21 protein-coding genes and 1 pseudogene are annotated in these 22,794 nt (G+C 64.6%); 11 read left to right on the top strand and 11 right to left on the bottom strand.

Annotated elements, in window-relative coordinates:
• Window positions 1-206: 206 nt before the first annotated feature.
• Complete coding sequence (gene ilvD, locus NKI58_RS03085) at window positions 207-2,051, bottom strand: dihydroxy-acid dehydratase (RefSeq protein WP_352784022.1); 1,845 nt, start codon at window positions 2,049-2,051, stop codon at window positions 207-209.
• 281 nt (window positions 2,052-2,332) lie between these two features.
• On the opposite strand from ilvD, the gene NKI58_RS03080 reads away from it, so the two are divergent.
• Window positions 2,333-2,806 carry a VOC family protein gene (locus NKI58_RS03080; protein WP_352784025.1) on the top strand — a complete coding sequence of 158 codons (474 nt, stop codon included), beginning with the start codon at window positions 2,333-2,335 and terminating at the stop codon, window positions 2,804-2,806.
• A 166-nt stretch (window positions 2,807-2,972) separates the two neighbouring features.
• Here NKI58_RS03080 and NKI58_RS03075 read toward each other — a convergent pair whose 3' ends face one another.
• The 4 genes from NKI58_RS03075 to NKI58_RS03060 form a co-directional block, all read right to left on the bottom strand.
• The gene (locus NKI58_RS03075) at window positions 2,973-4,571 is read right to left on the bottom strand and encodes a peptide chain release factor 3 (RefSeq protein ID WP_502897037.1); all 1,599 of its coding nucleotides are present in this window, start codon (window positions 4,569-4,571) and stop codon (window positions 2,973-2,975) included.
• Between the two features lie 83 nt (window positions 4,572-4,654).
• Complete coding sequence (locus tag NKI58_RS03070) at window positions 4,655-5,017, bottom strand: hypothetical protein (RefSeq protein ID WP_352458662.1); 363 nt, start codon at window positions 5,015-5,017, stop codon at window positions 4,655-4,657.
• A gap of 266 nt (window positions 5,018-5,283) precedes the next feature.
• Window positions 5,284-6,210 carry a haloalkane dehalogenase gene (locus tag NKI58_RS03065; protein WP_352784030.1) on the bottom strand — a complete coding sequence of 309 codons (927 nt, stop codon included), beginning with the start codon at window positions 6,208-6,210 and terminating at the stop codon, window positions 5,284-5,286.
• Window positions 6,211-6,214: 4 nt separating this feature from the next.
• Complete coding sequence (locus NKI58_RS03060; RefSeq protein WP_352784034.1) at window positions 6,215-6,805, bottom strand: TetR/AcrR family transcriptional regulator; 591 nt, start codon at window positions 6,803-6,805, stop codon at window positions 6,215-6,217.
• A 117-nt stretch (window positions 6,806-6,922) separates the two neighbouring features.
• Between NKI58_RS03060 and NKI58_RS03055 the strand changes: the two genes are divergently transcribed.
• A complete protein-coding gene (locus NKI58_RS03055) occupies window positions 6,923-7,999 on the top strand; it encodes an NAD(P)/FAD-dependent oxidoreductase (RefSeq protein ID WP_352784042.1) in 1,077 nt (358 codons plus the stop codon).
• On the opposite strand, the gene NKI58_RS03050 is transcribed toward NKI58_RS03055, so the two are convergent.
• The 3 genes and pseudogenes from NKI58_RS03050 to NKI58_RS03040 all read right to left on the bottom strand — a co-directional run bounded on the left by NKI58_RS03050 (window position 7,993) and on the right by NKI58_RS03040 (window position 9,753).
• Window positions 7,993-8,403 (bottom strand): amidase family protein, encoded by a 411-nt coding sequence (locus tag NKI58_RS03050; protein WP_352826582.1) that lies wholly within the window; start codon window positions 8,401-8,403, stop codon window positions 7,993-7,995. The two genes, NKI58_RS03055 and NKI58_RS03050, sit on opposite strands and share 7 nt — an antisense overlap.
• Window positions 8,404-8,493: 90 nt before the next feature.
• Window positions 8,494-9,365: pseudogene (locus tag NKI58_RS03045) on the bottom strand (amidase); the annotation flags it as partial.
• A 172-nt stretch (window positions 9,366-9,537) separates the two neighbouring features.
• Window positions 9,538-9,753 carry a DUF6356 family protein gene (locus tag NKI58_RS03040; protein ID WP_023717932.1) on the bottom strand — a complete coding sequence of 72 codons (216 nt, stop codon included), beginning with the start codon at window positions 9,751-9,753 and terminating at the stop codon, window positions 9,538-9,540.
• Window positions 9,754-9,868: 115 nt separating this feature from the next.
• On the opposite strand from NKI58_RS03040, the gene NKI58_RS03035 reads away from it, so the two are divergent.
• From NKI58_RS03035 to NKI58_RS03025, 3 genes are all read left to right on the top strand, one after another.
• Window positions 9,869-10,339, top strand: a complete 471-nt coding sequence (locus NKI58_RS03035) for an Lrp/AsnC family transcriptional regulator (RefSeq protein ID WP_292662427.1) — start codon at window positions 9,869-9,871, stop codon at window positions 10,337-10,339.
• An 84-nt stretch (window positions 10,340-10,423) separates the two neighbouring features.
• The gene (gene dut / locus NKI58_RS03030) at window positions 10,424-10,909 is read left to right on the top strand and encodes a dUTP diphosphatase (protein WP_023717930.1); all 486 of its coding nucleotides are present in this window, start codon (window positions 10,424-10,426) and stop codon (window positions 10,907-10,909) included.
• Entirely contained in the window at window positions 10,909-11,565 is a 657-nt protein-coding gene (locus NKI58_RS03025; protein ID WP_352784052.1) for an HAD family hydrolase, read from the top strand. Before dut ends, NKI58_RS03025 begins: the two co-directional genes overlap by 1 nt.
• 33 nt (window positions 11,566-11,598) lie before the next feature.
• Here the strand turns inward: NKI58_RS03025 and NKI58_RS03020 are convergent, their stop codons facing one another.
• On the bottom strand, window positions 11,599-12,183 hold the full coding sequence (locus tag NKI58_RS03020; RefSeq protein ID WP_352785477.1) for a TetR/AcrR family transcriptional regulator: 585 nt from the start codon (window positions 12,181-12,183) through the stop codon (window positions 11,599-11,601).
• 82 nt (window positions 12,184-12,265) lie between these two features.
• Here NKI58_RS03020 and NKI58_RS03015 point away from each other — a divergent pair, with 82 nt between their 5' ends.
• The 4 genes from NKI58_RS03015 (at window position 12,266) to NKI58_RS03000 (ending at window position 15,505) form a co-directional block, all read left to right on the top strand.
• The gene (locus NKI58_RS03015) at window positions 12,266-12,676 is read left to right on the top strand and encodes an SRPBCC family protein (RefSeq protein WP_352785479.1); all 411 of its coding nucleotides are present in this window, start codon (window positions 12,266-12,268) and stop codon (window positions 12,674-12,676) included.
• A gap of 77 nt (window positions 12,677-12,753) precedes the next feature.
• Window positions 12,754-13,611: a hypothetical protein gene (locus tag NKI58_RS03010; RefSeq protein WP_352784065.1), complete on the top strand. Its 858-nt coding sequence runs from the start codon at window positions 12,754-12,756 to the stop codon at window positions 13,609-13,611.
• Between the two features lie 77 nt (window positions 13,612-13,688).
• The gene (locus NKI58_RS03005; RefSeq protein WP_352853053.1) at window positions 13,689-14,492 is read left to right on the top strand and encodes an isocitrate lyase/PEP mutase family protein; all 804 of its coding nucleotides are present in this window, start codon (window positions 13,689-13,691) and stop codon (window positions 14,490-14,492) included.
• A 14-nt stretch (window positions 14,493-14,506) separates the two neighbouring features.
• Window positions 14,507-15,505: a proline racemase family protein gene (locus NKI58_RS03000; protein WP_352784074.1), complete on the top strand. Its 999-nt coding sequence runs from the start codon at window positions 14,507-14,509 to the stop codon at window positions 15,503-15,505.
• On the opposite strand, the gene NKI58_RS02995 is transcribed toward NKI58_RS03000, so the two are convergent.
• Window positions 15,502-16,197, bottom strand: coding sequence for a sulfate transporter family protein (locus tag NKI58_RS02995; protein ID WP_352784081.1), 696 nt, complete (start codon window positions 16,195-16,197; stop codon window positions 15,502-15,504). The two genes, NKI58_RS03000 and NKI58_RS02995, sit on opposite strands and share 4 nt — an antisense overlap.
• Window positions 16,198-16,411: 214 nt before the next feature.
• Between NKI58_RS02995 and NKI58_RS02990 the strand changes: the two genes are divergently transcribed.
• A complete protein-coding gene (locus tag NKI58_RS02990; RefSeq protein ID WP_352784086.1) occupies window positions 16,412-17,404 on the top strand; it encodes an adenosine kinase in 993 nt (330 codons plus the stop codon).
• Window positions 17,405-17,589: 185 nt separating this feature from the next.
• Here the strand turns inward: NKI58_RS02990 and NKI58_RS02985 are convergent, their stop codons facing one another.
• A complete protein-coding gene (locus NKI58_RS02985) occupies window positions 17,590-19,869 on the bottom strand; it encodes an NADP-dependent malic enzyme (protein WP_023676376.1) in 2,280 nt (759 codons plus the stop codon).
• 204 nt (window positions 19,870-20,073) lie between these two features.
• On the opposite strand from NKI58_RS02985, the gene mutS reads away from it, so the two are divergent.
• The gene (gene mutS / locus NKI58_RS02980; protein WP_352784167.1) at window positions 20,074-22,722 is read left to right on the top strand and encodes a DNA mismatch repair protein MutS; all 2,649 of its coding nucleotides are present in this window, start codon (window positions 20,074-20,076) and stop codon (window positions 22,720-22,722) included.
• The last annotated feature ends 72 nt before the right edge of the window (window positions 22,723-22,794 follow it).

Below are 22,794 nucleotides of genomic sequence, written 5' to 3'. Positions count from 1 at the left end.
CGTTTCTTCCCATGCAGCGTGCTGCCGCAAGGCGGAACCTTCAGGCGCGGCCCTTCCCTTCTCCCCTTGTGGGAGAAGGTAGCCGCGAAGCGGCCGGATGAGGGGTGTTCCAGCTTGGCGCCGACGACACTCCGTCCAGCACCCCTCAACCGTCTTGGCGCTGCGCGCCAATCCACCTTCTCCCACAAGGGGAGAAGGAAAAGCCACTATTCCGGCACGTACCGCACCGCCCCCTTGGCGGCACTTGTCGCCATCGCCGCATAGGCGCGCAAGGCCGTCGTCACCTTGCGCTTGCGCTTTTCTTCGGGCTTCCAGGCAGCCGTTCCCCTGGCCTCCATCGCGGCGCGACGGGCGATGAGTTCGGCGTCGTCGACAGCAAGCCTGATGGTGCGGTTGGGGATATCGATATCGATCGTGTCGCCTTCCCTGACCAGCCCGATCAGACCGCCTTCCGCGGCTTCCGGCGAGACATGGCCGATCGACAGGCCGGAGGTGCCGCCGGAAAAACGACCGTCGGTGATCAGTGCGCAGGCTTTGCCGAGGCCTTTCGATTTCAAATAGCTGGTCGGGTAGAGCATTTCCTGCATGCCGGGTCCGCCGCGTGGCCCTTCATAGCGAATGACGACGACATCGCCGGCCTTGATCTCGTTCGACAGGATCGCCTTGACGCTGGCGTCCTGGCTTTCGAACACTCTTGCCGGACCGGTGAATTTCAGGATCGATTCATCGACGCCCGCCGTCTTCACGATGCAGCCATCGAGTGCCAGATTGCCTTTCAGCACGGCAAGGCCGCCATCCCTGGAGAAAGGATGTTCGGCCGAGCGGATGACGCCCTTCTCGCGGTCGAGATCGAGATCGTCCCAGCGGCGGTCCTGGCTGAACGCGACTTGCGTCGGCACGCCGCCGGGTGCCGCCAGGAAGAAATCGCGGACATTCTGGCTGGTGGTGCGCGAAATATCCCAATGATCTAGCGCTTCGCCGAGGCTTGCGGTGTGCACCGTCGGCAGGTCGCGGTTGATCAGCCCGGCGCTATCCAACTGGCCGAGGATGGCCATGATGCCGCCGGCGCGGTGGACATCCTCCATATGGACGTCTGCCTTGGCCGGGGCCACCTTGCACAGCACTGGCACCCGCCGCGACAGCCGGTCGATGTCCTCCATGGTGAAGTCGACCTCGCCCTCATGTGCCGCGGCAAGGATGTGCAGCACGGTGTTGGTCGAGCCGCCCATGGCGATGTCGAGCGTCATGGCGTTCTCGAAGGCGCCCTTCGAGGCGATGCTGCGCGGCAGCGCGGTGTCGTCGTCCTGCTCGTAATAGCGCTGGGCAAGATCGACGATCAGGTGGCCGGCCTCGACGAACAGGCGCTTGCGGTCGGCATGCGTCGCCAGCGTCGAACCATTGCCGGGCAAGGACAGGCCGAGCGCCTCGGTCAGGCAGTTCATCGAATTGGCGGTGAACATGCCCGAACACGAGCCGCAGGTCGGACAGGCCGATCGCTCGATGATCTTGACGTCCTCGTCGGACACCTTGTCGTCAGCGGCCGCGACCATGGCGTCGACCAGGTCAAGCGCCTGGCTCTTCCCGGCGAGCACCACCTTGCCGGCCTCCATCGGTCCGCCGGAGACGAAGACAGTCGGGATGTTGAGGCGCAGCGACGCCATCAGCATGCCCGGCGTGATCTTGTCGCAATTCGAGATGCAGACCATGGCGTCGGCGCAATGCGCGTTGACCATGTATTCGACCGAGTCGGCGATCAATTCGCGCGACGGCAGCGAATAGAGCATGCCGTCATGGCCCATGGCGATGCCGTCATCGACGGCGATGGTGTTGAATTCCTTGGCGACGCCGCCGGCCTTTTCGATCTCACGGGCAACCAGCTGGCCGAGATCCTTCAAATGGACATGGCCCGGCACGAATTGGGTGAAGGAATTGACCACGGCAATGATCGGCTTGCCGAAATCCGAATCCTTCATGCCGGTGGCGCGCCACAGGCCGCGGGCGCCGGCCATGTTGCGGCCATGGGTGGTGGTGCGGGAACGGTAGGCGGGCATTGAACTGTCCTTGCTGTCTGCGTCGCGCCCAAAGGTGCGGAAAACCGGAATTGAGCCGCAGGCCTTATAGACGGCACACTCTGGTCTGGCCACAATTTTGCGCTGCGCCAGGGTGCGGAACGAGCGGCCAGCCAAAGACGCAGCCGCCGTAAAAAAGTCAGAAGTGCTGTCGGATCGTGTTTTGCTCGAGCGTCCTTGAGCAGACGGCGCGACCGGGCATCAATTGCCAGCCGGCCGTTTTGCGAGTGAAACAAGCCAAAACCAGCCTGAGGAGCAAGAGAATGCAAAAGATCACCCCCTGCCTGTGGTTCGACGACCAGGCCGAGGAGGCCATGAACCATTACATCTCCATCTTCAAGAATTCGAAGGTGCTGAGCGTGATGCGCTGGCCCAAGGGCAGCGGCGATAATGAGGGCAAGGTGCTGATGGTCTCATTCGAGCTCGACGGCGTTCAGTTCCAGGCGCTCAACGGCGGCCCGCAATTCAAGTTCACCCAGGCAGTCTCGCTCTCCATCGACTGCAAGACGCAGGAAGAGGTCGACTATTTCTGGGACAGGCTCATCGCGGGCGGTGGCCAGCCCAGCCAGTGCAGCTGGCTGAAGGACAAATTCGGCCTCTCCTGGCAGGTCGTTCCCGAGCAGTTGCCCAGGCTGCTGCTGGACCCCGATAGGGAAAAGGCCGGCCGCGTGATGCAGGCGATGATGCAGATGAGCAAGATCGACATCGCCAAGATCGAAGAGGCAGCGAAAGGGTGAACGAACGCGATCTTTCCTTCTCCCCCTGTGGGAGAAGGTGGATCGGCGCGAAGCGCCGAGACGGTTGAGGGGTGCTGGACGGAATGAGACGTTGGTGTTTCCTGGAACACCCCTCATCCGTCGCCTTCGGCGACACCTTCTCCCACAGGAGAAGGGAAGGGGCGCATCAAGCCGCTCTGTCGCGGACCTGATAATCCTTGACCGCGGTGAAGCGGATAGCCTTCCAGCGCTCGGCCTCGTAGTTGAGCGAGAAGGCGTGCTGGGCGAGGAACACCGGATCATTGTCGAGGTCGCGGGCGATATCGCCGCGATGTGCCTCGATGAAGCGCTGGAGTTCGGCCTTGTCGTCGGCCGATATCCAGCGGCAGACGGAAAAGCGCGACATCTCGAAATCGACCGGCAGTGTGTATTCGAAGTTTAGCCGCTCCTTCAAGACGTCGAGCTGCAGGGCGCCGACGACGCCGACGATGGCTGGCGAGCCGTCCTCCGGCGAGAACAATTGCACGACGCCTTCCTCGGCCATCTGGTGCAGTGCTTCCCTGAGCTTCTTGGCTTTCATGGCATCGCCGAGGCGAACGCGGCGCAGGATTTCAGGCGCGAAATTCGGCACGCCGCGAAACAGGATCTCCTCGCCCTCGGTCAGCGTGTCGCCGATGCGCAGCGTGCCGTGGTTGGGGATGCCGACGACATCGCCGGCGAACGCCTCGTCGGCCGTGACGCGGGTACGGGCGAAGAAGAATTGCGGTGCCGACAGGCTCATCGGTTTTCCCGTGCGCACCAGCTTGGCCTTCATGCCGCGCTCGAGCTTGCCGGAGCAGACGCGGACGAAAGCGATGCGGTCGCGATGGTTGGGGTCCATATTGGCCTGGATCTTGAAGACGAAGGAGGTCATCTTGTCCTCGGTCGCCTCGACCTTGCGGCTGTCGGCCTCCTGCGCGCGCGGCGGCGGCCCGTAGGCGCCGAGCGCCTCGATCAGGTCGCGCACGCCGTAATTGCGCAGCGCCGAACCGAAATAGACCGGCGTCAAATGGCCCTCGCGGAAGGCATCGAGGTCGAGCGGGCGACAGGCCTCGCGCGCCAGCTCCAGCTCCTCGATGAAGGCCTCCCGCTCGTTCTCCGGCAACAGGCCGGCGACGCGGTTGGAATCGGGTCCATTGACCGGCGTGCGCTCCTTTTCGGCGTCGCCCTTGCGCACCGCGTTCAGCGCCAGATGGTAGGTCCCGGAAAAGGTCTTGCCGCGGCCGATCGGCCAGGTAATCGGCGCTGTATCCAGTGCCAGCTTCTGCTCGATCTCATCGAGGATGTCGAATGGGTCTCGGCTTTCGCGGTCCATTTTGTTGACGAAGGTGATGATTGGGATGTCGCGCAGCCGGCAGACCTCGAACAGTTTCAGCGTGCGCGGCTCGATGCCCTTGGCGGCGTCGATCACCATGACCGCGCTGTCGACCGCCGACAGCGTGCGATAGGTGTCGTCGGCGAAATCCTCGTGGCCGGGCGTGTCGAGCAGGTTGAAGACGGTGTCCTCGTATTCGAAGGTCATCACCGAGGTGACCACCGAAATGCCGCGCTCGCGTTCGATCTTCATCCAGTCCGAGCGGGTCTGGATGCGGTCCTTCTTGGCCTTGACCTCGCCGGCAAGCTGGATGGCGCCGCCGAACAAAAGCAGTTTTTCGGTGAGCGTCGTCTTGCCGGCGTCGGGGTGGGCAATGATCGCGAAAGTGCGGCGGCGCGATACCGCTTGTTCGATGTCTTCAGCCAATTTCATGGAATCCTGTCTGTGGCGCGGGCTTCTAGCAGCGCTTTTCCGGCCTGTCGAACGGAAACACCGCTGATACCCCGGCAGCAGGTTCAGTCTCTGACGATAGCCGCCTGCGTGACCGAGCCAGCGTCATCCAGGCGCATAACCAGCCATTCAGAGTCGATCGAAAAAAATCCTCTTTCCGAACCAAGAATATAAACCAGACTCCAGTCCTCGAAATAGTCCGTCTTCGGCGGCTCGCCGAGCATGGCAACGACTTCTGCCCGCGATTTCCCAACCAACGCCCCGGTCAGCACCAAACCGTCAGCAATGCGATGGCGCTTATGCAAAGGATCCAGCCAGTTGTCGTCCTGCCACCAAGATCGAACGATCGGCAGCGGGCCGAAGAAGACGGCATAGACAATGGCGGCTCCGGCTGCAGCAAAAACCAGCCCTTTTATCCAGCGGCGCAAATGACCCTCATGTGATTGAGCTGAACGTTTCCAGTGAGGCGATCGTCATCGACCCGCTTCGAGAGCGGTCCCGGCAACGCTCTTGGCAAGTCTGCAGCATGGTGGCAATGAGGGCAAGAAGTCCTGGGCGTTTGAAGGTACACGGCCGCGAGCAAGAACATCATCGTCATTGGATCCGGCATCATTGGCGCCTCCATCGCTTGGCACCGGCAGAGCTAAGCTGTCGACCTCCCCGGCTGCCGCAGCCGCCGGTTCACGTCCCGACGTCAGGCCGGTTCGGCGGCATGGCTCTCGAAGGCCACCTCCGGAATCCACTCGGCAATTGCGGCGCCGATCCTGTCGGCATGGTCCTCCTGCAGATAATGCGCGCCGGGTCCGAGATCGATCAACCGGCAGTTCTTCAGGCCGGCCGCGAATTCCCGTGCCGCCTGCGGCGAGACGAGGGCCCCCGGATCGCCTGAGAAAAGCAGCTTCGGGTAGGAGGAGAGCCGGAGCGCCCGATGGTCGTGCTCGCTGATGGCAGCGACATCGGCGGGCTGGCCTTCAATCGGCAGGTCGCGCGGCAGCCGCAGGATCGGCTTGCGCGATTGCGGCGTCGGGAACGGTGCCCGGTAGGAGGCCATTTCCTCATCGCTCATCGTGCGCAGCACCGCAGCCGGCAGCACCTTTTCGACGAAGACGTTATCTTCCAGGACAAGCTTCTCACCGCCGCCAGGCGTGCGCATTGCCTTGAACAATTCGCGCGCCTGCGGACGCTGGTGGAAATCGTCCCAGCTCTCGAAGGGACGGATGAATTCCATGAAGGCGAGGCCGAGGATCCGCTGCGGCCGCCGTGCGGCGAGATGGAAGGCGAGCGCGGTGCCCCAGTCCTGCGCGACGACAACCATGTCGGTGATGCCAAGCGTCTCGATGAAGGCGTCGAGATAGCGGACGTGGTCGAAGAAGCGATAGTCGATGTCCGGCTTGCCGGATTGGCCATAGCCGATCAGGTCGGGCGCAATGCAGCGGCCGAACGGCGCCACATGCGGGATGATGTCGCGCCAGATGTAGGACGACGTCGGGTTGCCGTGCAGGAAGAGCACCGTCGGGCCAGCCGTGCCTGCCTCGACATAGGAGATGGTGGAATCGAGTACCGCGACTTGCGAGCGCGGCACCGTTGTGCGGGATTGCTGCTTTTCGAGTTTCGGGTTCATCGGATCAGCTCCTTTTTGCGAAGACTGTTTCGAAGACGATGTTCTTGAAACGCTCGAGCGGTTCGGGACTGCGCTCCACCTTCATGCGCAGCATCGCGCCTTGCCAGGAACTCAACAGGAAATCGGCGAGGTCCTCGGCATCGAACGCGTCGGTGATGTCGCCAGCCGCCTGGCCCTCGGCGATGCATTCGGCAAAGGGCTTACGCCAGCGTTCGAAAATGGCGACGAGTTGCAGCCTCAGCGCCTCGCTATGAGCCGCCGTCTCGAGGCTGAGATTGCCGATCATGCAGCCCCGTGCCCAATCATGCGCCTCCAGCTTCGACGTGATGATTTCGAGATAGCGGCGCAAGCGCCCGACCGGGGGCGTGCCGTCCCGAGCAAGGGCCTGCTCCGCCAAACCGCTCACATAGGCGAAATAGCGGTCCAGCACCTCGCCGGTGAACGCCTCCTTGGATGCAAAATGATTGGTGAAGGACCCCGGGCGGGCATCGGCCGCGGCGACGATGTCGCGTACGCCGGCGGACGAATAGCCGGAATTCCAGATGGTTTTGAAACCGGCGTCGAGAAGTTTTTCGCGAAGTGAATGTCTAGCCATCGCGATACAATACGTACGTACGTATTAAAGTCAAGAGGCATATTTGATACCGCGCGCTCTTGGCAGAACCCACGGGCAATGGCATCGCAGTGGTGGCGTTGGAACGAGGAGTGAAGCATGACAGCGGCGAAAGAAGTGATCGTCATCGGCGCCGGCATCATCGGCGCCTCCATCGCCTGGCACCTGACCAGGGCCGGAGCAAAGGTGACGGTCGTTGCCGGCAGCGGCGCCGGCGGCGTCGCGACACCGAATTCCTTTGCCTGGATCAATGCCAGCTGGGGTAATCCGGAGGTCTATTTCCGCCTGCGCATTCGGTCGATGGCCGAATGGACGCGGCTGGCGAACGAGGTGCCCGGCATCCCGTTGCAGTGGTGCGGTGGCCTATGCTGGGACCTGCCACGTCCCGAACTTGAGGCCTATGCGGCCGAGCACTCCGCATGGGGCTACGGCATCGAGCGTGTCGACCGTGCCGGAGCGGCGCGCATCGAGCCCAATCTGGCCGAGCTTCCCGATTTCGCCCTTTATGTCGCCGAGGAAGGCGTTGCCGAGCCGGTCGCGGCCACGCAAGCACTGCTGGCCGACGCCGAACGGCGCGGCGCGCGAATTGTAGCCGGGACGACCGTCACCGCTCTGGTGCAAGCCAACGGCAGGATTGCCGGCGTCGATACATCCGGCGGGCGGATTGCTGCCGACGAGGTGGTGATCGCGGCCGGAGCCGGCTCTCCGGCACTAGCGGCAACAGCCGGGATAGAACTGCCGATCGAGACGCCACCCGGCCTGATCGTGCATTCGCGCCCCTACGAAAAGCTGCTCAACGGCCTGGTGATCGGCGACCGCCTGCATATGCGCCAGACGGCGGAAGGCCGCATCATCGCCGGCTCGGATTTCGGCGGCGCCGATCCCGGCATGGATGCTGCGGCCACCGCGGGCGACCTGTTTGCGGCGATGAAGGCGATGCTGCGCGGCGCGGATGAGCTGGAACTCGATTTCCACACCATTGGCTACCGGCCGACGCCGGTCGATGGCTTTCCGATCATTGGCCGCGCCGAAGGCACGAGCGGCGTCTACGTCGCGGTCATGCATTCCGGCATCACGCTGGCGCCGGCCGTCGGCCTGTTCGCCGTCCGCGAAATCCTCGACGGCGAGCGCGATCCGCTGCTTGATCCCTACGGGCTGGCGCGGTTTACTCAATAACCGGGCGGGCGGCGAAAGCCGCCGGCCAGCGGGTCGATTGCCCTGGCGATCCCGAGCAGGCGCGACTCCGACCAGCGTTTGCCGACAAGCTGTAGTCCGATGGGCAGGCCATTGCTGTCCTGTCCGCAGGGCAGCGACAGGGCGGGGTGGCCGCTGTAGTTGAACACCGCGCCATAGGCCGGCAGCATCCAGTAGCTTTGCTCGCTACCGTCGACCCCGATCGGCGTTCCTGGCTCGCAATGCGGAAAGGCCGTGGTCATGGCGACGGGGCACAGCAAGGCGTCGCAGCCGTCGAAGAACCGTTCCCACGCCAGTATGGAGCGGTCGCGGCGGGCGAGCGCCTCGAACCAGCGCGAGACCGGTGTCGGCTTCTCCCGCGGTTCGGGCTGGGCCGCCTCCAGCATCATGCCGATCAGCGCACCGCCTTGTGCTAGGTCGTCGTGCAGGTCGAGCTTCGGCAATTTGGCATCCTCGACGATGGCGCCTGCCGACTGAAGCTCCTTTGCCAGACTTTCGACCGCCGCGCTGATCTCGCCGGCCACCGGAAAGCCCGGAAAGGACGGCGCGACGGCAATCCGCAAATTTCTGAGATCCAGCTCCGGCATGGTTTCGACCGGTACCGGCGCAAGGTCGGTATCGCTTCCATCCGGCCCGGCAATGAGGCCGTAGATCAGCGCCAGGTCCTCGACGCTGCGCGCCAGCGGTCCGAGGCAGGAGATCAGCCGCACGCTGCGCGGCGCCCCGCCTGGATCGGGAAAGGCGCCGGCGAGCGAGACGCGGTGCTCGGTCGGCTTGAGGCCGTAGACGCCGCAAAAGGCAGCGGGCAGCCGGATCGAATCCTGCATGTCGGTGCCGACCTCGAACGGCGTCATTCCAGTGCCGAGCGCCGCCGCCGCACCGCCACTGGAGCCGCCGGCGGTGCGCTGGAGGTTCCAGGGGTTGCCCGTGCGGCCGAACAGTGGATTGCTCGACTGCCAGTCACCGAGCATTGTCGCCACGTTCGTCTTGCCCACCAGTATGCCGCCTGCCGCCTTCAGCCGGGCAACGACCGGACTGTCTGCCCTCGGGGCATAGTCGGCGAAAGCCGGGAAGCCGACAGTGGTCTCATGCCCGCTGTTTCGTGCGTGTCCTTCAGTGTGAACGGCACGCCGTGTAGCGGCCTAAGGGCCTCACCGCGGGCCTGGGCTTCATCGGCCTTGCCAGCGCGTTGCCGCGCACCGTCCCGATCGAGGGTTACGACTGCGTTGACCGCCTCATTGTGCCTGTCAATCTGCGTCAGATGCGCGTCCAGCGCTTCCACAGCGGAAATCTTGCGGTCGCGAATGGCGGCAGCCAATTCTGTCGTCGGGGAAAAGACGATATCCATCGTGGATGCTCCGGGCTATCGCGCCGCGCTCCTCAAAATGGCGGATTGCGGCGCGGCTTCAAGCCTGGCTCGACATTTCGACGATGGCGGCGCTTGATCGGGATTGCGCTGCCGGGATCCGTTGAGCGTTGGCGCCGTCCAGCGGCCTCGCCGCGCTCGTTACCTCTACGGCTTACCGTCCTCTGTTATGCGTCCGCTCATAGAGCTCACGGATGATGCCGCTTGCCGTGGTCTCGAACAGAAACGGCAAGAAAGCATGAATGAGCGCGGCAAAGGCCGCCATGAACAATCGCGACGAGAACCATGCGGCGAAAGCCATATGGCCGAAATAGCTCTCGCCGACCGCGGCCGGGTGAGAGGTGAAAAGTCTTGCGAGTCGTGCCGTCATGTCGATCCCTCCTGCCGGCATGAAGAGCCGGCGATGAGTATACTGGCATGGGTGTTCGGTTCATCGGTCTCAAATTGTCCTTGTGAAAGGCTGAATTTTGGGACAAACATCTCACATGACGCCGGAAATCGACGAAATAGACCGGAGATTGCTGGCCGAGCTGCAACGCGACGGCACGCTGTCCGTCGACCAGCTCTCGGCAAGAATATCGCTGTCGCGCAATGCCTGCTGGCGCCGGGTCAAGCGGCTGGAGGAAGACGGCGTCATCACCGGCCGGGTGGCGCTGGTCGACGCCGACAAGCTTGGGCTGGGCCTTTCGGTGTTCATCCTGATCCGCACCTCGAACCACGATCCCGACTGGCTGCAAAGATTCCGAGCGGCGGTGACCGGCTTTGCCGAGATCACCGGCGCTTACCGCATGTCCGGCGATCTCGACTATGTCCTGCGCGCCCGCGTCGCCGATGTGAAGGCCTATGACCGGCTCTATCAACGGCTGATCGCCAAGGTGGCACTGTCGGACGTTTCGGCCTCCTTCGTCATGGAGGAGATCAAGGAGACCACGGTCGTTCCGATGGAACTGCGCTGAAGCGGAACTGTGCTGAAAGAAAGCCGTTGATAGCATTGCCGCCGAGTTGACTGAACCGGCGTTCGCGACGATAGGATCAGCCTCATGCGCGCAGCACTTTATCCCACCTCCGTCATCGGTCCGGCTGTCGGTTTCGTCAGGCTGCCGCATGGCGAGGGATTGCCGCTTCCTGCCTATGAGAGCTCGGGCGCCGCCGGCATGGACCTGCGCGCCGCCGTCCCGGACGACAGGCCGCTCTTGATTCTGCCGGGAAAGCGCGCGCTGGTGCCGACCGGGCTGGTCCTGGAAATTCCGGAGGGCGTCGAGGGCCAGGTCCGGCCGCGTTCCGGCCTCGCCTTCAAGCACGGGCTCACCTGCCTCAACACGCCGGGCACCATCGACAGCGACTATCGCGGCGAGGTCAAGGTGCTGCTGATCAATCTCGGCGACGAGGATTTCGCGGTGACGCGCGGCATGCGGATCGCCCAGATCGTCTTCGCCCCGGTGACGCAGGCGACCGTCGAGGAGCGCACATTGGCTGGCGGCACAACGCGCGGCTCGGGCGGCTTCGGATCGACCGGCACGGCCTGATGAAAATACCCAAGCTCGTCATCTTCGATTGCGACGGGGTTCTGGTCGACACCGAGAACCTGGCCAATCGGCGCCTCGCCGAATGGCTGACCGCGGCCGGCTTTCCGGCCAGCTTCGAATATTGCCGCAAGAATTTCTCCGGCCGCAGCATGGTCTCGGTGCAGAAGGAAGTCGAGGCGACCGGCGTCAGCCTCGGCGCCGATTTCGTCGAGCGCTGGAACGCCGGCCTGCCGGACCTGTTCGCGCATGGCGTCGAGGCCATCCCCCACGTTCGCGAGTTCATCGAAACCGTGCACGCCGCCGGCATCGCCACCTGCGTCGCCTCGTCGGCACGGGTGTCCAAAATGCACATCACGCTTGGCCAGACCGGACTGCTGCCGCTGTTCGAGCATGCGCTGTTCAGCTCGACCATGGTCTCGCGCGGCAAGCCGTTCCCCGACCTCTTCCTGCATGCGGCAGCGACGATGGGCTTCGCGCCCGCCGACTGCATCGTCATCGAGGACAGCGTCGCCGGCACGGCAGCCGGCATCGCCGCCGGCATGCGCGTCTATTCCTACCACGGCGACCCGCTTTCCGACCGCGATGGACTGATCGAAGCCGGCGGCATCCTGTTCGACGACATGCGTGAACTGGCCGGGCTGGTGCCGATCCACTGATCGCCTATGCGCAAGCTGCACGCGCGCCCGATCTCAGACCGGGCGCGGCGCTCCAAGTACTCGGTCGACCGTGTCGCGTATGAGACTGCGCAGATTGGCCGGCCTGTCGAGATGACTGACGACAAGGAGGCCGTCGGCCGCCACCGTTAGCGCGTCCGCGGTGCGGTCCGGATCGGGATTTGCTTCAGCGATCAGCAGATCCCTTAGGATGCCCCACTTCCAGTGACGATGCTTATCGATTGCCTCGCGAACCGGGCTCCTCGGGTTGGGGTATTCGGCCGCGGCATTCTGGAACGGGCAGCCGCGGTAGCCCGGCTGATCCGCCGCGTCGGCGATGAGATCGAATATGGCAAGGATCATCGGGCGAGGTGGCCGCCGGCCAAGGCTCGCGATTGCTGCCCGTCCTCCCTTGCTGATCTCCTCGATATAGGCGCGGACGAGATCGTCCTTGGCCGCGAAGTGATGATAGAACGTCGCCTTGGCAACGCCGGCCTCGGCGATGATGCGGTCGATGCCGACGGCACGGACCCCCTCCAGAGAAAACAGCGCGGTCGCCGTATCGAGGATGCGGCGGCGCGCAAGACTTTCGGGACGATCGTTGATTCGGGCTGCGGACATGCCTTGACCGTATAGCAGACAGGTCTGTATACATCCACATGTAGACAGATAGGTCTACCTGTTAACAGAGGGACCAGCGAACATGGCTTCGATAATCAGGGAAATCATCGTAGACGCTTCACCGGAAAGCGTATGGGCGACGGTCGGCGACTTCGCCGGCGGCGCCCAACGGATAGCCCCAGGCGTTTTCGTCGACTGCCGGGTTGATAAGGGCGACGTGCGGGCCCTTACTTTCGCCGACGGCAAGATTGTGCGAGAGCGGCTCATCGCCCGCGACGAGCAGAGCCGGCGGATCGTGTGGGGATGGCTCGGCGACGAGGTCACCCACGATAATACCTCCATGCAGGTCTTTGCCGAGCGCGAGGGCCGGAGCCGCCTGGTCTGGATCCACGACACTCTGCCCGACGAACTCGGCGCATGGCTCGCAGCCGCCATGGATCAGCTGGTGCCGGTTTTCCGGCAGACTCTGGCGAGCCAAGCCAAGCCAACATAGTGAGGCAACGCCAGGTGTTTCCTCTTGGCCGCAAAATGCTCTAGCTTGCGCGCGCCCGACATAACGAGCGCGCGCGCATGACCTTCTCCCTGCTTCGTTTCATCTTTGCCTGCCTGCTGCTGCCCTGTCTTTGGACGACGGCCAGCGCGGAGGCCGTCAGCTTCCCGGAGCTCGGCAGCGCCGTCCCCGGTCACGGCGATGTCACCTATCTCGATCTCGCCAGGATGGTCATTCCCGATCTGGCGGCGGACAAGGCCGGCTTTTTCCGGGGTTCGATGCCGATCGAGATGCGCCACATCGCTGGACCGGAGTACGACGGCTCGCCGCCGGCGACGTCGGGTCTTTCCAGCGGCGACGTGCTCGACATCAAGGCCGGCGGCAAGGACCGGCTGGCGATGCTGCTCGACCTCGGCGACTCGCCTGACAGCGCCGAGGGCTATGCAGTGCTGGCACTCTACGACATCACCGGCAAGCCGGCCTTGCTCGACGCGGTCAATGTTGCCGTCGACCGCAGCACCTACTTTCGCGATCCGGGCAAGCTGTCGATCGGGCCCGGCGATGACGTCATCATCACCACGAGCACGCATTTCAATTCGAGCCAGGGCTATGTGATCACGCCGCTGGTCATGGTCCGCAACGACAGGTTCGAGCTGATCGACATGATCTATACGTTCGACGAAAACCTCTGCACCAACCGAAGGACGCAGAATGTGGCCTTCCAGGCGATTGCCGACGGCCAGCCCTATGCAGCCATCAAGGTCACGGTGACCGACGCGACAGTGCCGGGCGATGAAAGCTGCGACGGCCAGCCGCCGCCAGAGGCGTCTTCGCGCGACATCTCCGTCACCTATCATTGGGACAAAATCGCTTCGCGCTACGTCAAGGATTCCGATGCGCTGGACCGATTGGCGGATGAGAACGCCAAACGCTTCTGAGCCAATCGCATTTGTTTGCCCGGCGCCTTCCGCCGGGCTAGAATTTGCCTCACATTCTGCACTGGAGGGGAGCATCCATGGACAAGGGCAAGATTTTTCGCGACCTGCATGTCTCGATCTTCGTCATGGCCAATTCCTGGGACGTCGGCACGACCAAGCTTTTGGCCTCGTTCGGCTTCAAGGCGCTGGCCACGACTAGCGCCGGCTTTGCTTTTTCGCGCGGCCTGCCCGATGGCGCGGTGACGTTCGAGGCAATGATCCACCATTGCCGCGAAGTGTCGGCGGCGACCGGGCTGCCGGTTTCGGCCGATCTCGAAAAGGGCAAGGGCGACAGCGCGACAAGTGCCGGCGAAACCATCTTCGCCGCCGAGGCGGCTGGCCTCGCCGGCTGCTCGATCGAGGACCATACCGGCGAGCCCGACAAGCCGATCTATGATTTCGCGCATGCCGTCGAGCGCGTCGCGGCGGCGGCGGAAGCGGCACGGGCGCTGAAACGCGATTTCGTCTTCACCGCGCGGGCCGAGAATTTCCTCTGGGGCAAGCCCGATCTCGACGACACGATCAAGCGGCTGCAGGCTTTCGAGAAAGCCGGCGCCGACGTGCTCTATGCACCGGGCCTGGGCGACATCGAGATGGTGCGAACCGTCTGCTCGGCGCTGACCAAGCCCGTCAACGTCATGGCCAGGCCCGGCTTCACGATCGCCGATCTTGCCATGGCGGGGGTAAAGCGCATCTCGCTCGGCCCATGGCTGACCAATTTCGCCTTCGGCATGCTGGAGACCGCGGCGCGCGAGATCCAGCAGGACGGCACCTTCGGCTTCACCCGCGCCGCCATGCCGTTCGGCAAGCTGCAGGCGCTGTTTGCCAAACCTTCCGCCTAGGTCGGGCCGGGCGAATGACGCTCACCGTCGTCGACATGCACACCGGCGGCGAGCCGCTGCGGATCGTCACCGGCGGCTACCCCGACATTCCCAAGGGCACGATCCTCGAAAAGCGTGCCTATGTGCGCGACCATCTCGATCATCTCAGAAAGATCCTGATGTTCGAGCCGCGCGGCCATTACGACATGTATGGCGCGCTGCTGGTGGAGCCCGACCTGCCGGGCGCCGACCTCGCGGTGCTGTTCATGCACAATGAGGGCTATTCGACGATGTGCGGCCACGCCATCGTCGCGCTCGGCCGCTACGCCGTCGACGAGCGGCTGGTGGCGCCACGCGAGCCGATGACGACCGTCAATATCGAGGCGCCATGCGGGCTGATTTCGGCTGCGGTCGAGGTAAGGGATGGCAAGGCCGGCGCGGTGTCCTTCGAAAGCGTGCCGGCGTTTCTGTTCGCCGGCGACCAGCGGATCGAGCTGCCGGGCTATGGTCCGGTCGGCTTCGACATCGCCTATGGCGGCGCCTTCTATGCACTGGCCGACTGCCGCCAGTTCGGGCTGGAATTTGGCAGGAACCGCGTCCGCGATTTCGTCGATGCGGCGACCGCGCTGACTGATAAGCTGAAGGCCGAATTGCCGCTGTCGCATCCCGACCATGCCGATCTCGCCTTTCTCTACGGCACCATCCTGACCGACGGACAGGATGCGTTCTCCGATACGCCGACCAAAAACATCTGCGTTTTCGCCGAGGCCGAGGTCGACCGTTCGCCGACCGGCTCCGGCGTCACCGCGCGGCTGGCGGCCATGCACGCCAAGGGGCAAATCGAGATTGGCCGGACGCGGCTGTTCGAGAGCATCGCCGGCTCGCGCTTTTCCGGCGCCGTCGTACGCACGGCCACAGCCGGGCCGCATGACGCCATCATCGCCCGCGTCGGCGGCCGCGCCTATTACTCAGGGCGGGCCGAACTCATCGCCGAGGACGATGATGAACTGGGGCGCGGCTTTCTGCTGCGCTAGCTCCCTTCCCGTGCCGAGATCGCCTTGTGCAGGTGCACCATCATGGCGGCGGCGAACAGTGGCGTCAGAAGGTTGAGCAGCGGCACGGCGAGGAAAGCGGCGACCACCAACCCGGCCAGGAACACGGTGATGGAGTGCTTTCTGCGCAGCGCCCTGGCCTCGGTCTCCGGGCGAAAGCGCATGGCGGCGAACTCGAAGAACTCGCGCCCGAGCAGATAGCCGTTGACGACGAAAAAGGCGGCGATGTTGATGCCCGGCAACAAGAGCAGCAGCAGGGCGACGATGTTGCCGAGGATGACGACGCCGAAAAACCGGATCGCCAGTACCAGCGAGCGCAACGCCGGCACGGCGCGGCCGGGCGGGTCGTTTGGATAATCGGTGCGCTCGACCACTTCGGCGACGTCGTCGAGGAACAGGCCGGCGATGATCGCCGTCACCGGCGCGATGAGCAGCGCCAAGCCCAGCGCAAGGCCGACGCCGGCGACGACGGCACCCAGCCACCCGGCCCAGGAGGGTAGGGCAGGCAGCCATGCATCGATCCACGGCCAGGCCAGCCATTCGAACAGGCTCTTGATCCCGAACCAAAGCGCCGCCAGCGCCAGCAAGGTCAGCCCCAGCGTCTTCAGGAACACGGAACGGAATTCGGGCGAGAACAGCCGGCTCAACGCGGCACGGGCGGCGTCGAGGATCACGGCGTTTCCAATTCCATGTCAAACGAGGCCCATGGGCGATATTTCGGGATAGGCGGAGACAGGTCGCGAGACAAGCGCAAACCGCGCGGTACGAGGCATGCGTTCTGCCCGGATTTATAACTCGCGGCCTAGGCAAAGCCGCATCAAACCGCTAGACCCGCCCGCGCCCGGCGTGGCAGAAAGCCGGTGGGTTTTTTGGCGGAGACATGAATTGATGCCGGACTATGACGTGCTTTGTATCGGAAATGCCATCGTCGACATCATCGCCCAGTGCGACGAGGCGTTCCTGGAGACCAACGGCATCATCAAGGGCGCGATGAATTTGATCGACACGAGGCGCGCCGAACTGCTCTACAGCCGCATGGGCCCGGCCATCGAAGCCTCGGGCGGCAGCGCCGGCAACACGGCGGCGGGCGTCGCCAGCTTCGGCGGCCGCGCCGCTTTCTTCGGCAAGGTCTCCAACGACGCGCTCGGCGAAATCTACGCGCATGACATCCATGCCCAGGGCGTCGCCTTCGACACCAGGCCGCTTAACGGCGAACCGCCGACAGCGCGCTCGATGATCTTCGTCACGCCCGACGGCGAGCGCTCGATGAACACCTATCTCGGCGCCTGCGTCGAGCTCGGCCCGGAGGACGTCGAGGCCGACAAGGCGTCGGGCGCGGCCGTCACCTATTTCGAGGGCTATCTGTGGGACCCGCCGCGCGCCAAGGAAGCGATCCGGCAGACGGCGAAACTCGCCCACGCCGCCGGGCGCGAAGTGTCGATGACATTGTCGGACTCGTTCTGCGTCGACCGCTACCGCGACGAATTCCTCGATCTGATGCGCTCCGGCACCGTCGACATCGTCTTTGCCAACAGCCACGAGATCAAGTCGCTCTACCAGACCGCGTCGTTCGACGAGGCGCTGGCCCAGATCCGCAAGGATTGCAAGATCGCCGCCGTCACCCGCTCGGAAAAGGGCTCGGTGATCGTGCGCGGCGACGAGACCGTGACCATCAATGCGACCCAGATCCGCGAGCTGGTCGACACCACCGGCGCCGGCGACCTCTACGCCGCCGGCTTCCTCTACGGCTACACGCAACGCCGCAGCCTGAAGCAGTGCGGCGATCTCGGCTCGCTGGCGGCCGGGCTGGTCATCCAGCAGATCGGCCCAAGGCCACGGCAGAATTTGCGCAGCGAGGCCGAGCAGGCGGGGCTGCTGTAGCGGCACCTCTCCCTTCTCCCCCTGTGGGAGAAGGTGGATCGGCGCGCAGCGCCGAGACGGTTGAGGGGTGCTGGACGGAGTGCTGCCGGTGCCAAGCTGGAACACCCCTTATCCGACCGAGCTTCGCTCGGCCACCTTCTCCCACAGGGGGAGAAGGGAGAGGCGCTGCTGCTGCCCCCCGCTCGTCAAGCTCCCGCGCTATACGCCGCGATTGCCGCCATGTTGACGATGTCCGAATCCTTGGCGTTCAGCGAGACGATCTGGACCGGCTTGTTCAGGCCGACCAGCAGCGGGCCGATGACGGTCGAGCCGCCGAGCTCCTGCAGCATCTTGGTCGAGATCGAGGCCGAGTGGAAGGCCGGCATGACCAGCACGTTGGCCGGGCCGGTCAGCCTGATGAACGGGTACTGCGCCATGGCACGGGCGTTGAGCGCCACGTCGGCGGCCATCTCGCCGTCATACTCGAAATCGACGCGGCGCTTGTCGAGGATGCGCACCGCTTCCTGGACGCGCTCGGAGCGCTCGCCCTGCGGATGGCCGAAGGTCGAATAGGCGAGCATGGCGAGCCTCGGCTCGTAGCCCATGCGGCGGGCAAAGCCGGCGGCCTCCTCGGCGATGTCGGCGATCTCGACGGCATCCGGCATGTCGTGCACCGCGGTGTCGGCGACAAGCACAGTGCGGCCCCGCGCGAGCACGATCGACACGCCGATGACGCAATGGCCGGGCCTTGCGTCGATGACGCGGCGGATGTCGTCGAGCGCCGTCGAATAGTTACGGGTAACGCCGGTGACGATGCCGTCGGCATCGCCCAGCGCCACCATGCAGGCGGCGAAATGGTTGCGGTCGTTGTTGATCAGCCGCTGGCAGTCGCGGAACAGAAAGCCTTTGCGCTGCATGCGTTCGTAGAGATAGTCGGTGTAGACCGAGTTGCGCCGCGACAGCCGCGCATTGATGATCTCGATGCCTTGCTTGCCGAGATCGATGCCGGCATTCCTGGCGTTTTCCTTGATGATGTCGTCGCGGCCGAGCAGGATGGCGGTGCCGAGCCGCTGGTTCACATAGGAGACGGCGGCGCGCATCACCTGCTCCTCCTCGCCCTCGGCAAAGACGATGCGCTTGGGCTGGCGGCGGACGCGGTCGTAGATGCGCTGCAGCGTCGAGGCGATCGGGTCGCGGCGGGCGGAAAGCTCCTGCGCATAGCGGTCGAGATCGAGGATCGGCTTGCGCGCGACGCCGGAGTCCATCGCCGCTTTGGCCACCGCAATCGGAATGGCCGAGATCAGGCGCGGGTCGAACGGCACCGGGATGATGTAGTTGGGGCCGAATTTCGGCCGCATGCCCTGATAGGCGGCGGCGACGTCGTCGGGCACGTCCTGGCGCGCCAGTTCGGCGAGCGCTTTGGCCGCGGCGATCTTCATGTCGTCGTTGATGGTGGTCGCCCGCACATCGAGCGCGCCGCGGAAGATGTAGGGGAAGCCAAGCACGTTGTTGACCTGGTTGGGATAGTCGGACCGTCCCGTCGCCATGATGGCGTCGGTGCGGATCTCGGCGACCTCCTCAGGCGTGATCTCGGGGTCGGGATTGGCCATGGCGAAGATGATCGGGTTCTTGGCCATCGACTGCACCATTTTGGTGGTCAGCGTGCCTTTGGCCGAGAGGCCGAGGAACACGTCGGCGCCGTCCAGCGCCTCGGCCAGCGAGCGCGCGCCGGTTTTCACGGCATGCGCCGATTTCCACTGGTTCATGCCTTCGGTGCGGCCCTGGAAGACGACGCCCTTGGTGTCGCAGAGGATGATATTTTCGGGCGCAAAGCCCATCGCCTTCATCAATTCGATGCAGGCGATGCCGGCAGCGCCGGCGCCGTTGCAGACCATTTTCGTGGTCTTCATGTCGCGGCCGGTGATTTCCAGCGCGTTGATCAGGCCGGCGGCCGAGATGATGGCGGTGCCGTGCTGGTCGTCATGGAAGACCGGGATGTCCATCAGCTCGCGCAGCCGCTGCTCGATGATGAAGCACTCCGGCGCCTTGATGTCCTCGAGGTTGATGCCGCCGAAGGAGGGGCCGAGAAAGCGCACGCAGTTGATGAATTCGTCGGCATCCTCGGTATCGACCTCGAGGTCGATGGAATCGACATCGGCGAAGCGCTTGAACAGCACCGCCTTGCCTTCCATCACCGGCTTCGAGGCCAGCGCGCCGAGATTGCCGAGGCCGAGGATAGCGGTGCCGTTGGAGATGACGGCGACCATGTTGCCGCGAACCGTGTAGTCGAAGGCGCGGCTCGGGTCCTCGGCGATGGCGAGAACCGGAACCGCGACGCCCGGCGAATAGGCGAGGCTGAGATCGCGCTGCGTCGCCATCGGTTTTGTGGCGACGATCTCCAGCTTGCCCGGACGCCCCATGGCGTGGAATTCCAGCGCCTCCTGGGCGCTGACGGAGGGCCCGTTGCTTTCGGTTTTCTTGGCCATGGTACTTTTGGTTTCCTCGCCCGTACGGCACCGCTTGAGATGGGGTGCGCATGCTTTCTTTTGTGGAAGGTTCGGGATTAAGGCTACACTTCGCCGCTGTAAACCGCCAAGCATGGCTTGCAAAATTTTGGAAGCAGCTTCTTGAACGACGAGACGCCCATTCGAAGCGACAACGCCACGCCGGCCTTCGCGCCGGCGACGCCGATGATGGAGCAGTATATCGAGATCAAGGCGGCGAACCCGGATTCGCTGCTGTTCTACCGCATGGGCGATTTCTACGAGCTGTTCTTCGACGATGCCGAGAAGGCAAGCCGGGCGCTCGGCATCGTGCTGACCAAGCGCGGCAAGCATCAGGGGCTCGACATCCCGATGTGCGGCGTGCCGGTGCATGCCGCCGACGATTATCTGCAGGAGCTGATCGGCCAGGGGTTCCGCGTCGCCGTCTGCGAGCAGATCGAGGATCCGGCGGAGGCCAAGAAGCGCGGCGGCAAATCGGTGGTGCGCCGTGATGTGGTGCGGCTGGTGACACCCGGCACCATCACCGAAGACAAACTGCTGGCGCCGTCGGAATCGAGTTTCCTGATGGCGCTGGGACGGGTCAAGGGCGGGGCAGAGCACGCTTTTGCCTTGGCCTGGATCGAGATCTCGACCGGTGTCTTCCGCGTCGCCGAGACAACCGCCGACCGGCTGCTCGCCGATGTCTTCCGCGTCGACCCGCGCGAGCTGATCGTCGCCGAGCCGGTGTTTTACGACCCGGAGCTGAAACCGGTCTTCGATGTGCTCGGCCGCGTCGCCAGCCCGCAGCCGCCGTCACTGTTCGATTCGGCTTCGGCCGCCGGCCGCATCGCCCGCTTCTTCGAGGTGGCAACGCCGGATGGTTTCGGCACGTTTTCGCGCGCCGAGCTGTCGGCGATCTCAGGCGTCATCGCCTATGTCGAGAAGACGCAGAAGGCCGAACGGCCGCCGCTGTCGCGGCCGCAGCGCGAGGAGCAGGGTTCGACGCTGTTCATCGACCCGGCGACGCGCGCCAATCTGGAGCTGCTGCGCACGCTGTCCGGCAGCCGCGAGGGGTCGCTGTTCAAGGCGATCGACCGCACGGTGACGGGTGGCGGCGCAAGACTGCTCGCCGACCGGCTGATGGCGCCGCTGACCGACCCGGCGGCAATCGCTGCAAGGCTGGACTCGGTGTCGTTCTTCCGCTCCGAGACGCGTTTTTGCCAGGCGGTGCGGGCAAGCCTGAAGAGCGTTGCCGACATGCCGCGCGCGCTATCCAGGCTGGCGCTCAACCGCGGCGGCCCGCGCGACCTCGGCGCGCTGCGCGCTGGTTTCGAAGCGGCCGGCGCCATCGCCGAACTGTTCGGCCAAACCGCATTGCCGGCCGAACTGACCGCGGCGTTGGGAGCTATCAAGGCACTGCCCAGTGAACTGGCGACGCATCTGGCACAGGCGCTCTGCGACGAGCTGCCGTTGCTCAGGCGCGACGGCGGCTTCGTCCGCGGCGGCTACCACGCCGAGCTCGACGAGATGCGGGCACTGCGCGACGAGTCGCGAAAGGTGATCGCCGGGCTGGAGCGTTCGCTGATCGACGAGACCGGCATCCGCTCGCTGAAGATCAGGCACAACAATGTGCTGGGCTATTATATCGAAGTCACCGCTAACCACCATGCGCTGATGACCGGCAGCGACGGCGCCAAGGCGCGCTTCATCCATCGCCAGACCATGGCCAACGCCATGCGCTTCACCACCACGGAACTCGCCGAACTGGAAACCAAGATCGCCAACGCCGCCGACCGGGCGCTGGCGATCGAGCTTGCCGCTTTCGAGGCGCTGACGGCGGAAGTGGTCGGCCAGGCCGACACGATCCGTGCCGGCGCCGAAGCGCTCGCCGTGCTCGACGTTTCGGCCGCACTTGCCTTGCTTTCCGAGAGCGAGGCCTGGTGCCGGCCGCTGGTCGATGCGAGCCTTGCCTTCGAGATTTCGGGTGGACGTCATCCGGTGGTCGAACAGGCGCTGCGGCGTTCCGGCGAAGGCCCGTTCGTCGCCAATGATTGCGATCTGTCGCCGCAAGGCGATGCCAAGGCCGGCGCGATCTGGCTGCTGACCGGCCCCAATATGGGCGGCAAATCGACCTTCCTCAGGCAAAACGCGCTGATCGCCATCCTCGCCCAGACCGGCTCCTTCGTGCCGGCGGCATCAGCCCATATCGGCGTCGTCGACCGGCTGTTTTCGCGGGTCGGCGCCTCCGACGATCTGGCGCGCGGCCGCTCGACCTTCATGGTCGAGATGGTCGAGACGGCGGCGATCCTCAACCAGGCAGGCGAGCGCGCACTGGTCATCCTCGACGAGATCGGCCGCGGCACCGCCACTTTCGACGGCCTGTCGATCGCCTGGGCGGCGGTCGAATATCTGCACGAGAAGAACCGCTGCCGGGCGATCTTCGCCACGCATTTCCACGAAATGACGGCGCTGGCCGGAAAACTGCCGCGGCTCTCAAACGTCACCATGCGGGTCAAGGAATGGGAGGGCGACGTGGTCTTCCTGCACGAGGTCGGCAAGGGTGCGGCCGACCGTTCCTACGGCGTCCAGGTAGCGCGGCTGGCCGGCCTGCCAGAGGCCGTCGTCGGCCGGGCCAAGGAAGTGCTGCACCAGCTTGAAGCAGGCGAGGTTTCGGGCAAGGCCAACCGCCTGGTCGACGACCTGCCGCTGTTTTCCGTGGCGGCGAAGCGGGAAGCGTCGAAGCCGGCGAAGAGTGACGGGCTGGGCGCGGCGCTAGCGGAGATCAATCCCGACGAGATGACGCCAAGGGAAGCGCTGGAGGCGCTGTACCGGCTGAAGGGGATGGCTGGGAAGTAGTGCTCGTCCGATAGCGCTCTACGGCACCCCCCCTCTGTCCTGCCGGACTGTCCGGCAGGACAGAGGGGGTAT

The organism is Mesorhizobium sp. M0522 (assembly GCF_040321085.1).
GTDB lineage: Bacteria > Pseudomonadota > Alphaproteobacteria > Rhizobiales > Rhizobiaceae > Mesorhizobium.
The sequence above is the reverse complement of the archived record's forward strand: the minus strand, read 5'-3'. Positions and strand labels throughout refer to the sequence as shown.